This is a genomic window from Aeromonas enteropelogenes (assembly GCF_000819845.1).
GTDB lineage: Bacteria > Pseudomonadota > Gammaproteobacteria > Enterobacterales > Aeromonadaceae > Aeromonas > Aeromonas enteropelogenes.
Window position 1 is genome coordinate 367,532 of sequence record NZ_CDCG01000037.1, and the last position, 14,468, is coordinate 381,999.

At 63.0% G+C, this 14,468-nt stretch carries 13 protein-coding genes; 2 read left to right on the forward strand and 11 right to left on the reverse strand.

Translation table 11 applies throughout. The features are described 5' to 3' along the window. Positions 1–23: 23 nt before the first annotated feature. The 8 genes from BN1123_RS14475 to BN1123_RS14510 form a co-directional block, all read right to left on the reverse strand. Positions 24–530: a GNAT family N-acetyltransferase gene (locus BN1123_RS14475; protein ID WP_042027816.1), complete on the reverse strand. Its 507-nt coding sequence runs from the start codon at positions 528–530 to the stop codon at positions 24–26. Continuing rightward, on the reverse strand, positions 518–1,324 hold the full coding sequence (locus BN1123_RS14480) for a M48 family metallopeptidase (RefSeq protein WP_042027817.1): 807 nt from the start codon (positions 1,322–1,324) through the stop codon (positions 518–520). The genes BN1123_RS14475 and BN1123_RS14480 overlap by 13 nt, the downstream gene beginning before the upstream one ends. 184 nt (positions 1,325–1,508) lie before the next feature. Continuing rightward, on the reverse strand, positions 1,509–2,483 hold the full coding sequence (locus BN1123_RS14485; RefSeq protein ID WP_026457722.1) for a PstS family phosphate ABC transporter substrate-binding protein: 975 nt from the start codon (positions 2,481–2,483) through the stop codon (positions 1,509–1,511). 248 nt (positions 2,484–2,731) lie between these two features. Then, a complete protein-coding gene (gene phoR / locus BN1123_RS14490; protein ID WP_042027818.1) occupies positions 2,732–4,027 on the reverse strand; it encodes a phosphate regulon sensor histidine kinase PhoR in 1,296 nt (431 codons plus the stop codon). 9 nt (positions 4,028–4,036) lie between these two features. Beyond that, the gene (gene phoB / locus BN1123_RS14495) at positions 4,037–4,726 is read right to left on the reverse strand and encodes a phosphate regulon transcriptional regulator PhoB (protein ID WP_026457670.1); all 690 of its coding nucleotides are present in this window, start codon (positions 4,724–4,726) and stop codon (positions 4,037–4,039) included. Positions 4,727–4,827: 101 nt separating this feature from the next. Beyond that, positions 4,828–5,241, reverse strand: a complete 414-nt coding sequence (locus BN1123_RS14500) for a VOC family protein (protein ID WP_042027819.1) — start codon at positions 5,239–5,241, stop codon at positions 4,828–4,830. Continuing rightward, positions 5,238–6,560, reverse strand: coding sequence for a GGDEF domain-containing protein (locus BN1123_RS14505; RefSeq protein WP_042027820.1), 1,323 nt, complete (start codon positions 6,558–6,560; stop codon positions 5,238–5,240). The genes BN1123_RS14500 and BN1123_RS14505 overlap by 4 nt, the downstream gene beginning before the upstream one ends. Before the next feature lie 147 nt (positions 6,561–6,707). Continuing rightward, positions 6,708–8,405, reverse strand: coding sequence for a sigma-54-dependent Fis family transcriptional regulator (locus BN1123_RS14510; RefSeq protein WP_042027823.1), 1,698 nt, complete (start codon positions 8,403–8,405; stop codon positions 6,708–6,710). 234 nt (positions 8,406–8,639) lie between these two features. Between BN1123_RS14510 and exaC the strand changes: the two genes are divergently transcribed. Further along, the gene (exaC, locus tag BN1123_RS14515) at positions 8,640–10,157 is read left to right on the forward strand and encodes an acetaldehyde dehydrogenase ExaC (protein ID WP_042027824.1); all 1,518 of its coding nucleotides are present in this window, start codon (positions 8,640–8,642) and stop codon (positions 10,155–10,157) included. Between the two features lie 80 nt (positions 10,158–10,237). On the opposite strand, the gene BN1123_RS14520 is transcribed toward exaC, so the two are convergent. After that, a complete protein-coding gene (locus BN1123_RS14520; RefSeq protein WP_042027826.1) occupies positions 10,238–11,029 on the reverse strand; it encodes an AraC family transcriptional regulator in 792 nt (263 codons plus the stop codon). A gap of 96 nt (positions 11,030–11,125) precedes the next feature. Between BN1123_RS14520 and BN1123_RS14525 the strand changes: the two genes are divergently transcribed. Continuing rightward, positions 11,126–12,013 carry a DMT family transporter gene (locus tag BN1123_RS14525; protein WP_042027828.1) on the forward strand — a complete coding sequence of 296 codons (888 nt, stop codon included), beginning with the start codon at positions 11,126–11,128 and terminating at the stop codon, positions 12,011–12,013. 107 nt (positions 12,014–12,120) lie between these two features. Here the strand turns inward: BN1123_RS14525 and BN1123_RS14530 are convergent, their stop codons facing one another. Both BN1123_RS14530 and BN1123_RS14535 read right to left on the reverse strand, forming a co-directional pair. Next, positions 12,121–12,813, reverse strand: a complete 693-nt coding sequence (locus tag BN1123_RS14530) for a response regulator (RefSeq protein WP_042027829.1) — start codon at positions 12,811–12,813, stop codon at positions 12,121–12,123. 3 nt (positions 12,814–12,816) lie between these two features. Then, positions 12,817–14,385: an ATP-binding protein gene (locus BN1123_RS14535; protein WP_042027833.1), complete on the reverse strand. Its 1,569-nt coding sequence runs from the start codon at positions 14,383–14,385 to the stop codon at positions 12,817–12,819. Positions 14,386–14,468 lie beyond the last annotated feature (83 nt).

A 14,468-nucleotide genomic window follows, 5' to 3' on the forward strand; every position in this document is an offset into this window, starting at 1 on the left:
CGGGGCGTAAAACCAAAGCGGGATCAAAGCAGACGGAACATTTGCCGCTGTAGACAAGGTTGGCCAAGGCTGGTCAGGGTCCGCTGTTTGCCGTCGAACACGAAGCCGCGGCGCAGGTAAAACCCCTCACCGATCCGGTTGCCATCGAGCAGCCACAATCTGACGCACTCGCAGCCGCTGCGCCGCATCTGCATCGCCACCGCCTGCCACAGTCGCTTGCCATACCCATGGCGCCAGTGATCCGGATGCAGATAAAGCGCCCGGATCCTGGCGGTGGCGAGGCCCTCCTCCTGCTCCTGCTGCCAGTAAAGAAGGCCTATCACCACCTCATCCAGGCAGAGCAACATGGGGCGCGGACCTGGTTCGGCGAGCCGGCCCTGCCAGATCTGCAGATGCTCGGTCACGTCCAGCTGGGCCAGCATGTCCTGGCCCAGCACCTGGCTATAGGCGGCGAGCCAGCTGGCCCGCTGCATCACCGTCATGGCGGCGGCGTCATCGGGCCGCGCCATGCGCAGGCTTATGCCTTGCATTGGGGCACCAGGCCGTTGGCACGTGCCTGCTGATAGAGAGGCTGTACCTCGGCCTGCTGCGCCTGCAGCTCGGCGATGCGGCTCTCGTTGCTGGGGTGAGTGGAGAGCAGCTGGGGCGGATTCTTGCCGCCGGAGGCTGCGCTCATGTTTTGCCACAGGGGAATGGCGGCGGCGGGATCAAAACCGGCGCGGGCCATCAGATCCAGCCCCAGACGGTCTGCCTCGCTCTCCTGCTCGCGACCATAGGGCAGCAGTACCCCGACTTCCATGCCAAGGCCAAGGGCCGCCATGGTGGCGCCGCGATATTCGCTGGTGCCCATGGCAATGTCCGCCACCGACAGACCGATATCCGCCAGCTGGCTGCGGGAGAGACGCTCGTTGGAGTGCTGGGCCAGCACGTGGGTCAGCTCGTGACCGATGACGGTGGCCAGCTGATCCTGATTCTTGGCCACCTTGAGCAGGCCGCTGTAGACCCCGATCTTGCCACCGGGCAGGGCGAAGGCGTTGACCTGCTTGGAGTCAAACACCACCACTTCCCAGTTGCTGATGCCATAGCTGGCGGGCACCTGGGCGGTCACCGCCTTGGCGACACAGGAGACATAGGCGTTAAGCCTCGCATCCGTGCTCACCTTCTCCTGCTTCTTCATCTGCTCGAAGGAGTCTGCTCCCAGCTGGCTCATCTGCTGGGGAGAGTAGAGCAACATCTGGCTGCGACCGGTCGGTGACTGGGCACAACCAAGCAGCAGAGACGTGCACAGAGCTGCCAGGCCAAACTTGTAAAACGGGGCGGTCATGAAAGACTCCTTAACCATAACGTTGCCCTATTTTCGGAAATGCCGACTCGGGACGCAAGGGAGTGCATTTTTCAATAGCCGAAAAATGGCCGAGAAGATCCTGCCCGACTTGCCAAAACGGCGTCCCATAAAACAAAACGAGCCCGCAGGGGGCTCGTTTTTGCGTCACGGGCTGGCAGCAGTGTTACATGATGTCCAGCTTCTTCAGGTCGGCCATGGCGACCTTGGCCGGTACCGGCACATAACCGTCCTTGGCGACGATGCTCTGGCCCGCCTTGGACAACATCATCTTCACGAACTCCTGCTCCATCGGGGAGAGGGGCTTGTTCGGGTGCTTGTTCACGTAAACGTAGAGGAAGCGGGAGAGCGGATACTTGCCGGTGATGGCGTTGTCGGAGGTCGCCTCGACGAAGGTCTTGCCATCCTTGGAGAGCGGTACGGCGCGAACCCCGGAGGTGACATAACCGATGCCCGAGTAGCCGATGCCGTTCAGGGAGGCGGAGACGGACTGCACCACGGAGGCAGAACCCGGCTGCTCGTTCACGCCGCTCTTGAAGTCGCCGTTGCACAGGGCGTGCTCTTTGAAGTAGCCGTAAGTACCGGAGACGGAGTTGCGGCCGAACAGCTGCAGATCCTTGCTGGACCAGTTGCCCTCCAGACCCAGATCAGACCACTTGGTGGCTGCCTTGGCTTCGCCGCACTTGAGGGTGCTGGAGAAGACGGAGTCAACCTGCTGCATGGTCAGCCCCTTGATGGGGTTGTCCTTGTTGACGAACACCGCCAGGGCATCGACGGCCACGCGGATGGCGGTCGGCTTGTAACCGTAACGCTTCTCGAACGCCTCGATCTCGCCCGCCTTCATGGCGCGGCTCATCGGGCCAAACTGGGCAACCCCTTCGGTCAGGGCGGTCGGCGCGGTGGAAGAACCGGCGGCCTGGATCTGCACGTTGACGTTGGGATAGACACGCTTAAATTCTTCGGCCCACAGGGTCATCATGTTGGCCAGGGTGTCCGAGCCGACGGAAGACAGGTTGCCGGAGATGCCGCTGGTCGGGGCGTACTCTGGCAGATCCTTATCGACACCATAGGCCAGGGTGCTGGCAGAAAACAGGGTTGCAGCGGTGAATCCGATAACACCAGCCAGTTTGTTGAGTTTCATCCAATCTCTCCAAGTCCAAGGTTGCAGAAGGCAATCGTCAGTATGACGTTGATACATGGTTCAAACCCGATCACCCTCTCCAAAGTTACAGAAGGTCCGTTCTTGAAACGGCGCCAGTATCTGACCTGGCAGTGACAAATTTATGGATTTAATGTGACACTTTAATGACATGGGCAAGGATTTGCACAAATGCAGGAAGGGCTGCGGATGCAGCCCTTCCTTCGTATCTAACTCATTGTCTAAAAAGATTATTTAATCACCACCATGCGTGCCGGTATGAGGAAGCTGAAGCGGCTGCCAAGGCCGATCCGGCTCTCGATGTCGAGGTGACAGTCGTGATGACTGAGGGCATGCTTGACGATGGCAAGGCCCAGCCCCGAGCCACCGGTATGGCGCGAGCGGGCCTTGTCGACCCGATAGAAACGCTCGGTGAGCCGCGCCAGGTGCTCGGGGGCAATCCCCTCCCCCTCATCCTTGACCGCAAACAGCGCCATGGTGCCCTGGGCACGCCACTCCACCGTGATGTTGCGCCCCGCCGGGGTGTAGTGGATGGCGTTGTAGACCAGGTTGGACACCGCGCTGCGCAACTGCTCCTGATCACCGCGCACGAACAGGTTTGACTGCACATTGAACTCGATCTGGTGTCCCCGTTCGCCGGAGAGCGCCCTGGCCTCCAGCTCCAGCAGCCCCAGCATGGCGGGCATGTCCACCAGATGGGAGAGATCCACCGACGGCGCAGCCTCGATGCGCGACAGGGTGAGCAGCTGGTTGACCAGGTTGTCCATGCGGATGGTCTGCTCCATCATCACCCTGTGCGCCTTGGCCCACACCGCGGGGGGCGGCGGCTCCTCGGTCATCTCCAGATAGCCCTTGAGTACGGTGAGCGGGGTGCGCAGCTCGTGGGAGACGTTGGAGACGAAATGCTTGCGGGTCTTCTCCAGATGGCGCAGCCGGGTCACGTCCCGCACCACCAGCATGGCCTGATCCTCGGCATAGGGCATGATGCGAAACTCGAGAAACTTCTCCTCGTTGACCGGGGAGTTCATCTCGAGGGGCTCGTCATACTCCCCCTTGCCGAGGTAGGCGCCAAAAGCCGGATTGCGGATGAGGTTGCCCACGTGTTGGCCCGCGTCCTCCGGCCAGCGAAACCCCAGCAGCTGTTCGGCCAGCCGGTTGCACCAGAGGATGCTGCCGTCGGTACGGATCACCACGGCCGCATCGGGCAGCGCCTCGGCCCCTTCGCGAAAACGGCGGATGAGGCCCGCCAGCTCGCGCCGTCTGGCCCGGTGGCGCTGCTGCAACTTGTAGATACCGTTGAAGATATGCTCCCAGCTGCCACTGCCATGGGGGGGAACCAGGCTGCGATCGTGCCACAGCCAGTCCGACAGGCGCTTCTGGAAGCGGTAGTGCCAGCCGAGGTGGAGCAGGGCTGCCACCAGCAGGCAAAGGGCAAGATGATCAATCAACCAGCCGACCAACACGAACGGCGAATAGAAGAATACCATTCGCCACAACTGTCGCCGCCAGGCGTAAGGTTGCAACATAATTGCCTCTTAGAGACGGGTTGAGAAACGGTATCCGGCTCCACGTACCGTCTGGATCAGTCTGTCGTGTCCAGTCTCTTCGATCGCTTTGCGCAGGCGACGAATGTGCACGTCCACGGTTCTGTCCTCGACATACACATTGGTCCCCCAGACATTGTTCAGCAGTTGCTCGCGGCTGTAGACCCGCTCGGGATGGGTCATGAAGAAGTGCAGCAGTTTGAACTCGGTCGGCCCCATGTCCAGCGCCTTCTCCTCGGCACTGACCCGATGAGAGACAGGATCCAGCTTGAGCCCCTGCACCTCGATCACCTCGTCCACCGAGGTGGGAGAGACCCGGCGCATCACCGCATGCAGGCGAGCAGTCAGCTCCTTGGGAGAGAACGGCTTGGTGATGTAGTCATCGGCCCCCGCCTCGAGACCTCGGACCTTGTCCTCTTCCTCGCCACGAGCGGTGAGCATCACCACCGGGATCTGGCGGGTCACCTCATCCTGCTTGAGCTGCTTGATGAACTGGATACCGCTGCCACCGGGCATCATCCAGTCCAGCACGATGAGTTCGGGGTAGGGTTCACGCACCTTCGCCAGTCCATCGGCAAAATCTTCCGCCTCAATCGTCTCGTATCCCTTCTGCTCCAGCACGAAACAGAGCATTTCGCGGATCGGTGCCTCGTCCTCAACCACCAGAATTCGCTTAGCCATTCCCTTCTCTCTCCTCTGTGAAGATGGGTGCGCCAATTATTAGAATTTTCTGTGACACTTTTATGACTCGATGACAGGGCGGATGATAAACGTTTTCAGATTCAGTTGGCAGCCGTGCGTTGCAGTAGATCCCAGCGGTTGCCACTGATGTCCTCAAATACCACCACTGTGCCGTAAGGTTCGCTGCGCGGCTGCTCGCAAAAATGCACGCCATGGGCCTGCATCCGCTCGTAATCCCGCCAAAAGTCATCGGTCTCGAGAAACAGGAAGACCCGCCCGCCGCCCTGCCGGCCGATGGCGGCCTGCTGCTCCGGGGTAGCCGCGCGGGCCAGCAACAGGGCCGAGCCCTGCCCGCCCGCCGGGGCGACCCGCACCCAGCGCTTGCCCGGTTTGCCCGGCTCGTCAAGCTGTGTGTCTTCCAGCAGCGTAAAGCCAAGCCCCCGGGTAAAAAAGGCGATGGCCTCGTCGTAGTCGGCCACCAGCAGGGTCAGAGCACCGATTGTTTGTCCCGTCATGTTGTTTCCCTTGTCGTCAGTATGGAGGGAGAGACTGGCGAGCTTGTCTCCACCCGGTTGCGGCCCCGTTGCTTGGCCTGATAGAGGGCGGCATCTGCCCGCCGGATCACCTGCTCCAGCGGATCGCCGGCGCGCTCGGCCACCCCGAACGAGACGGTCACCCTGAGCGCTTCGGGCCAGTGGGGATCCGCCGCCAGCATCAGGCGCAGCCGCTCGGCCAGTGCGCAAGCCTGCTCCTGATCGTAGTGAAGGCAGATCAGCACGAACTCCTCCCCGCCCCAGCGCACCAGGTGGCAGAAAGTATCACAGTGGCGCAGGATCTGGCTGACCAGATGCTTGAGCACCTCGTCCCCCACCGGGTGGCCATGGCCATCGTTGATCTGCTTGAAGTGATCCACATCCAGATAGATGAGGGAAAAAGCGCGCTCACCCAACCCCTTCAGCAGCTCTTCTCCGCCCAGACGATTGAAGGCGCCGGTCAGGGGATCATGAGTAGCCTCCTCGCGGGAGCGGCGACTCTCCTCACAGAGGGTGCGATTGTGTTCCTCCGCCGCCAGTCTGGCCTGATGGGCATGCTGCAGGCGCTGTTTCATATGCAGATGGTTGGCCACCAGTATGATGCAGCCATAGATAAACCAGACCGCCAGGATCAGGCGATAGAAGAGGCTGGCATCGAGCCAGGGGCCATGAAAATGCAACTCCTCGATAATGGCCCCGTGTGTGCCAGGTTGCATATCGTAACCGGCGGCGAGCTCGATGGCATAGACCCGGTGCAAGTCAGGCCCTTGCTGTTGCAGCGGCACATTGTATTGCTTGATCCACCAGGTTGCCGGTGCGAACACGTCAAGGGGCACCTTGTGGAGCCTGCCATAATCCGCCGGACGAAAGATGATCTCGTTGAACTTGGGGGCAAGGGGATCCTCGGGCAGATCGCTGGCCGGATCATGATTGCGCAGATAGAGACGCCAATCCTGACCTCCTTCGCCAGTCACGCTCAAGCGCACATGCAGGGTATCGAAGCGGGCGAGATCGATCCCCTCATCGGGGAGCGTCAGGGGCAAGGTCAGTCTGCAGCCCGGCACTATGTGCTGGCGGGCGGGCAGGATGCATTGCACGCCAGGTTTGCCTTCCGGCGACGAGAGATAGCGCGCCTGCTCCGGCGTCACATCCGCCGCCCGCTGCACGGTGACGATAACGGGCCACTCCTGCAGATCCAGTACCCGCTCCGGGCCGAATTCGAACAGCAGGATGACGGCAAGGGTCAGCCCCAGCAGGGCGCGAAAAGAGCGGTCGACAAGACGAATGTAGGAAGAGGTCATGCTTAGCCTGGCATCACGATTGACGCAGCTGCCCAACGGGGCAGGGTCGCACTGAATCCACTCATGGTTCAGCGCCGTTCTGGTCCGACATGATACAAAGGATGGCGGGAACAAGCATGCAATTAATTGAAAATACTTAAAATTCCATCAGTTACATGCTTTCAATGCCCGATATAGGGTGGTGCGGCTGATGCCGAGCCGGCGCGCCGCCTCGCTCACGTTGCCACCACAATCCGCCAGGGTCTGCTGCACCCGTTGCCGGCTCTGCTCGCGCAAGCTGGTGATGCCCGCAGTCACTGAAGTGGATGGCGGAACAGGCACCAGCGCGGGCGCAGAGACGACCGCTGGCAGATGCAGGTGGGCGGGCTCAATCCAGCCCTGTCCCTCCGCCAGCACGCAGGCCACCTCCAGCGCCTGCTTGAGCTGGCGCACGTTGCCGGGCAAGGGATGAGCCAGCAGTTGCTGCTCCGCCTCCCGGGTCAGCTGCAGCGCCGGATCCATCTCGGTCAGCAACCGCAGGATCAGTGCCCGCCGCTCGTGGGCCGGCCAGTCGCGCAGCGGCGCCAATTGCTGACGCCAGCCGCAGATGCGGTAGTAGAGATCCTCACGAAAGCTGCCGGCCGCCACCATGGCCGCCAGATCCCGGTGGCTGGCGCTGACCAGCCAGAAATCTACCGGCTCGGGGCGAGTGCTGCCGACCGGGGTGACGGCTCGCTCTTGCAGCACCCGCAGCAACCGGGTCTGGGCCGAGAGCGGCAGCTCGCCGATCTCGTCCAGCATCAGGATGCCGCCGTGGGCGGCGCGCAGATAGCCCTGGCTGCCCTGGCTGCGGGCACCGCTAAAGGCCCCGCCCACATAGCCGAACAGCTCGGCTTCCACCAGATCCGCCGGCAGGGCGCCGCAGTTGACGCACACCAGGGGTTTATCCTGGCGGCTCGACTGGCTATGCAGCGCTCGCACCAGATGCTCCTTGCCACTGCCGGTCTCCCCTTCGATAAGCAGGGAGATGCCGCGCTCCAGCATCTTGAGCGGTACCTGTGAAGGTTCTGGCAAGGATTCCCGCCCGCTCCCCAATGGCGGAAGCGGCGAGGGCCCTTCGACCGGCTCGGGCACCAGCCGCAAGCCGCGTCCCTCGCGCAGCAGTTGCTTGCCATCGAAGGAGTGTTGGCCAAGCCAGAGCCGGCCGGCCCGGTTGGCACCGAGCAGCTCGCCCCCCTCCCCCAGCAGCAGGCGAGCGGACCAAAGACTCTGGGGCTCGAGATCCACCAGCCAGCCCGGCTGGCGCGCCAGCAGCGCGTTTTCCAGGGTCATGGCCAACAGCCGAACCGTGCCCAGCATATCGCCGCCGTGGTGGGCCGCCTCGGTGGAGATATCGAGCACCCCGAGCAGTCTGCCGTCGGGCCCGAGCAGCGGGCAGGCGCTGCAACTCAGGAAGCTGTGTTGGGCGAAGAAGTGCTGGGCACCGAGCACCTGTACCTCGCTCTGCTCGGCGAGCGCCGTGCCGATGGCGTTGGTGCCCTTGCTCCCCTCTCCCCAGCGGGCGCCGCTGCGCAGAAAAATACGCTCGGCATGGCGGGCGAAGCCGTCGTCACCGCTGGCGGCCAGAATCGCCCCTTCTGCGTCGCACAGCAACAGGCGGCAGGGTCGCCCCGCCAGCAGCTGGCCAAACAGCGGCAGCACGAAACGCTCAAAGCAGGCAATCAGCTCCCTGTGCCCCTCCAATCTCGCCGTGAGCTCTCCTCTTGGCAACAGATCCAGCTCGGCGCTCTGCTGGCGGCTCAACCCCTGATGCAGGCAGCGCTGCCAGGAGCGCTGGATAGGGCCGGATTGGGGAAATTCGCTCATCACGCCTCCTGTTCACAAATGGCACGACTGTCACGACCACTGTCCAGAAATGGCACAGTTTCATGGTCACAGCCGGGGTCACTGGTTAACCAAGATACGCTGCCACATCCCGTTTGATAACGTTTTTGTAACTTTTGAGGCGCTGGTCAGACCCTCTGGCACGCCCTTTGCGATATCCGTGGCAACCAGCCCCTTTATCGGGCCGGTCAGGACCACACACATAAGGATGATGAGATGATTTATACCGCTCCCGGTCAGGCAGGTGCCCTGGTCAGCTTCAAGTCCCGTTACGACAACTTCATCGGTGGTGACTGGGTGGCGCCGCGCGCCGGCCGCTATTTCGAGAACATCTCGCCGGTGGATGGCAAGGTGTTCTGCGAGGTGGCCCGCTCCGACGCCGCCGATATCGAGCTGGCACTGGACGCCGCTCACAAGGCGTTCGCCAGCTGGAGCAAGACCAGCGTCACCGAACGCAGCAACCTGCTGCTGCGCATCGCCGATCGCATCGAGCAGAACATCGAGGTGCTCGCCATCGCCGAGACCTGGGAGAACGGCAAGGCGGTGCGCGAGACCCTGGCCGCCGATCTCCCCCTGGTGGTGGATCACTTCCGCTACTTCGCCGGCTGCATCCGTGCCCAGGAGGGCTCCGCCGCCGAACTGGATCAGAACACCGTCAGCTACCACTTCAAGGAGCCCATCGGCGTGGTCGGCCAGATCATCCCGTGGAACTTCCCCCTGCTAATGGCCGCCTGGAAACTGGCTCCCGTGCTCGCCGCCGGCTGCTGCAGCGTGCTCAAGCCCGCCGAGCAGACCCCGGTCACCATCATGCTGATGATGGATCTCATCAAGGACATACTGCCCCCCGGCGTGGTCAACGTGGTCAACGGCTTCGGCGCCGAGGCGGGCCAGGCGCTGGCCACCAGCAACCGGATCCAGAAGCTCGCTTTCACCGGCTCCACCGAGGTGGGCGCCCATATCCTGCGCTGCGCCGCCGACAAGCTGATCCCCTCCACCGTGGAGCTGGGCGGCAAGTCCCCCAACATCTACTTCGCCGACGTGATGCAGCACGAGAGCAGCTACATCGACAAGGCGGTGGAAGGCATGCTGATGACCTTCTTCAACCAGGGCGAGGTGTGCACCTGCCCCTCCCGCGCCCTGGTGCAAGAAAGTATTTATGACGACTTCATGGACAGGGTGCTGGCCCGCGCCCGCACCATCGTGCAGGGCAACCCCCTCGACACTGCCACCCAGGTCGGCGCTCAGGCGTCCCGCGAGCAATTCGACAAGATCCTGAGCTACATGGAGATCGGCCGCGGCGAAGGGGCAAAAATGCTGATCGGCGGCGGCGCGGCCAAGGTGAACGGGCTGGAAGGGGGCTTCTACATCCAGCCCACCATCTTCCACGGCCAGAACAAGATGCGGGTGTTCCAGGAGGAGATCTTCGGCCCGGCCCTCGGGGTGACCACCTTCAAGGACGAGGCGGATGCGCTGGCGATTGCCAACGACACCCAGTACGGCCTGGGGGCGGGCCTGTGGACCCGCGACAGCAACCTGGCCTGGCGCATGGGTCGCGGCATCCAGGCCGGCCGGGTCTGGGTCAACTGCTACCACGCCTACCCGGCCCACGCAGCCTTCGGCGGCTACAAGAAGTCGGGGATAGGCCGCGAGACCCACAAGATGATGCTGGACCACTACCAGAACACCAAGAACCTGCTGGTGAGCCACGGCATCAACCCCCTCGGCTTCTTCTAAACCGGCCATCGCTGATAAAAAGGGCGCCTGTAAGGCGCCCTCTCTTTTTTCCGTCGAACGCTTCCCAACTGCCACAGGGATCACCCGGGCTGACCCAGCTGCTGACGATAGCGCTGGGGGGCACAGCCCTGCTCGCGCTGGAACATGGCGATAAAAGCCGAGGTGGAGGTGTAGCCGAGGCGCCAGGCGATCTCCTGCACCGGCATCTCGCCGCGCAGCCAGGACAGGGCTCGCACCATGCGCAGCCGGGTACGCCATTGGCCGAGGCTCATGCCGAGCTCCTTCTGGCAGCGTCGCGCCAAAGTGCGCTCCGTAGTGTGCAAGACACTGGCCCACTCGGCCAGGGTTCGGTTGTCCTCCGGCGCGGCCTGCAGCGCCGCCAACAAGGGAGCGAGCAGGCGATCACGGCTCTGGGGCAAATAGCTCGGCTGACAGCGGGTACGGGCCAGCTTCTCGATGAAGAGCTCGCCCTGGCGCCGGTCCCACTCATCCTCCATATGACCGAGCCGGCGCTGGGTGAAGTCCTCCAGCAGGGCGCGCAGCAGGGGGGTCAGCGCCAGCAGCACGGGTTCCCTTGGCAGGCGTTCTGCCAGGGTGTGTCCCACATAGATGGAGGTGTAGTCCAGGGTCTGTTCGTTGAAGGCGCTGTGGGGCAGGTTGGCCGGCACCCAGATAAGGTAGTCGGGCGGCGCCACCAGCCGCAGCCCCGCCACCTCCACCACCATGACCCCCAGGCTGATGAGGCTGAGCTGGCCCCAGGGGTGGGCGTGCTCGGCGCAGGCGTTGCCTCCCTGGATCTGGCTATAGCGAAAGTAGAGAGGATTGGGGGCGGCCAGCAGGCGATCCTGCTCGGCCATCGTGAGGTCACCCATGGAGAATGTCCCAAACCGGTTATGAGATGTCTTATTTACGCTACTTGCATCGTTCAAGACAAGGCTAGACTCTCGCCATCGACTCAAGGAGTGCCTATGCCTATTCTCTTCCCCCTGCTCGCCATCCTGATCTGGGCCGCCAATACCGTGGTCTCCAAGGCCGCCGCCGGCGTGGTGGATCCCGCCGCCATCTCGTTTTACCGCTGGGTGATCGCCGCTCTGGCCCTGAGCCCCTTCTGCCTGCCCGCATTGTGGCGCCGGCGCAGCGAGATCCGCCCCTGGTTCGGCAAGCTGCTGGTGCTCTCCCTGCTCGGCATGGTGCTCTACCAGTGCCTCGCCTACTACGCCGCCCACTCGACCTCGGCCACCAACATGGGGGTCATCGGCTCCCTGCTGCCCCTGCTGACCCTGCTGCAAGGCGCGCTCTTCTTCGGTCAGCGCCCCGGCAGACAGGCCCTGCTCGGCATGAGCCTCTCCCTGTTCGGAGTGCTCTGGCTGCTCGGCCAGGGCGAGCCGCAGGCGCTGCTGCACACCGGCATCAACCCGGGGGATGGCATGATGCTGCTGGGGGCCGCCAGCTATGCGCTCTATGGCCTCCTGATCCGCCGCTGGCAACTGCCGTTCGGCCCCTGGCTCAACCTCTACCTGCAGATCCTGCTGGCGGTCCTGCTGCTGGTCCCGGTCGCCCTCAGCGCCGAGTCGCTGGCGGTGCCCAGGGAGGGATGGGGCATGGTGCTGTTCGCCGGCATCGCCTCCTCCCTGTTTGCCGCCTACTGCTGGATGCGCGGCCTCGCCAGCCTGGGGGCGGAGCGCACCTCGGTCTTCATGAACCTGATGCCACTGTGCACGGCGCTGATCGCTGTCATCACCCTGGGGGAGCCCATCCACGGCTATCACCTGCTGGGGGGCAGCCTCATCTTGGGGGGCGTCATGCTCGCCCAGCGCCAGCCAAGAGTCCGCCCCACCCTTGCCCAAGAGGCATGAAAACGGCGCTCCCCTCGCAAGGACACGGGATCACAAACAGTAAAAAAGGGAGCCTCGGCTCCCTTTTGTCTGAATATTCGTCTGTGTATGCATGGCGAGCTGGCAGATCAGCTATCCCGACGCCAGCGATAGCGGCGCTCCGGCCGGCCCCGCTGACCATAGTTGAGCTCCACATCCACTCTGTCTTCCGACTCCAGATACTCCAGATAGCGGCGCGCCGTGGTGCGACTCAGGGAGAGGCGCAGCGCCACAGTATCGGTGGAGAAAACGCTGTCAGGCTCCCCTGCCAGCAACTCAAGCACCTGACGCAGGGTGATGCTGTCAATCCCCTTGGGGGTAATGCGCATCTCCCTGGCCTGGGGTCGCCCCTTGCCCAGCAGCTTGTCGAGATCTTCCTGCTCCAGCCGCCCCCGTTCACACAGCTTGCGATGCAGTTGCAGGATCTCATCCAGGCTCTGCTGGATGCGAAACAGCCGCAGCGGCTTGATGATGTAGTCATGCACCCCGAGATTGAGCGCCTGCTGTATGGTCTCCACCTCGCGGGAGGCAGTCACCATGATGACATAGGCTTCACGGTTGTGACTGCGCAGGCGGTTCACCCATTCAAGACCCGAGCCATCGGGCAGGGAGATATCCACCAGCAGCAGTTGCGGCACCACCCCGGCCATCATCTCGTCGGCCTGGGCCAGAGTGCCGGCCCGCCCCAGCAGGGAAAACCCCGGGGTCGCCGCCACCAGTTCCGACAGGATGGCGCCGATCCGATCGTCATCTTCAATAACAAGCGTGATTATTGGGTCCATGGCTCACATTAACTGGTTTTTATTCAAATAGATGCCAAACAATGTGGTCCGTTCGGCAGTTCGCCGCCATTCTATCACACCCTGGTGTCGCCCCACCGTCTCCTTGACCAGGAACAGGCCCACCCCGTGATCACCGCTCTGGCGAGTCGCCCCGTAATCGAACAGATGATCGGCCAGCTCCTCGTCAACTCCTTCGCCACTGTCTTCCACCTCGATCACCAGCCGGCGCCCCACATCGCACAGTGACAAGAGCACCCTGGGGGGGCACTGCTGGCGGTTGCGCCAGGCGGCCTGCAGACCGTTGTCCAGCAGGTTGCCGATGAGAGTAATGAGATCCGCCGAGACCGAGGCGGAGTACTCCCCGAGCGACGAATCGGGGTCGAGCTCGAGCGTCACCCCAAGCTCCCTGGCACGGCTGAACTTGCCGAGGATGAGACCGGCCACCGGCTTGTTGTCGATGAGCCGCAACAACTCCTGCAGCATGGTCTGGCAGGCTTCATTCTCCTGCTGGATAAGCTCCACCGCCTGATCCACGTGGCCAAGCTGAAGCAGACCGGAGAGACTGCTCAGCTTGTTGGCAAACTCATGGCTCTGCATTCGCAACATCTCGGCATACTGGCGTAGGTGGGTCACCTGTACCCCGAGACTCGCCGCCACTTCGGGACGACTGAAGATGAACAGCCGCCACGGTGCCCGGCCATTGACCACCTGCCAGCGCCCGACAAAGGGCTCCCCCTGGATGGCGAAGCTGAGTTCGCCCCCCTCCTGCGTCAGACAAGGGGCCAGCGATGGTACCAGTTCGGCCAGCGACTGCCCCAGGAGGGCATGGCGACCCGTGCCGGGCAGGCGCAACTGGTAGCAAGCGGTGCTGTTGATCATGCTGATGTTGCCGTTGTCATCGAGCGCTATCACCCCTTCGGTGATGTATTCGAGCAGCAGATCCTGCAGGGTGAAGCGGCGCACGATCGCCTCGGGCTCCAGATCGAGCAGGGTCTTGCGCAGCCGCTGCTGCATCCAGAATGCCAGTACCAGCGCGCAACCGAATACGGCGGCGATGGCGCAGACCAGCAGCGAGATGCGCTGCAGATAGATGCCCTCCACCGCCGTCATCAGATAACCCACCACGACCGCCCCCATGGGACGGCCATCGGCCCCGATCACCGGAGAGAAGCAGCGGATCGCCAGCCCCAGGGTCCCCTCGTCACGGGAGCAGTAGCTGCGCCGCTCCTGCAGGGCAGGCCAGATATCCTCGCCGCGAAATTGCTGGCCGATCAGCTCGGCTCTAGGATGACTCAGACGCCGGCCATGTTCGTCGGTCACTACCATGTAGGTGGCATCGGTGCGCCGGCAAATCCCTTCCACATAGTCGCGCAGGGCGGGATCCTCACCGCGTTGCAGGGCGGCGACCACCCGGCGGTCGGCAGACATGATGCGGGCCAGATCACCCCCCTTCTCCTCCAGATTGCTCTCCAGCAGATGACGGATGAAGAGGGCGAGCAGCGAGCCCAGAATGAGGATCAGCAGCAGGGACAAGCCGAGGGAGAGGGTCACCAGTTGGTGGCGAAGTTTCATGCACAAACCTTACAACGTCAGAACGCCACCCAATAGTGCGGATGCTGGGAGGCAGGGTCAATCATGGATGCCAGCGTTTCGAC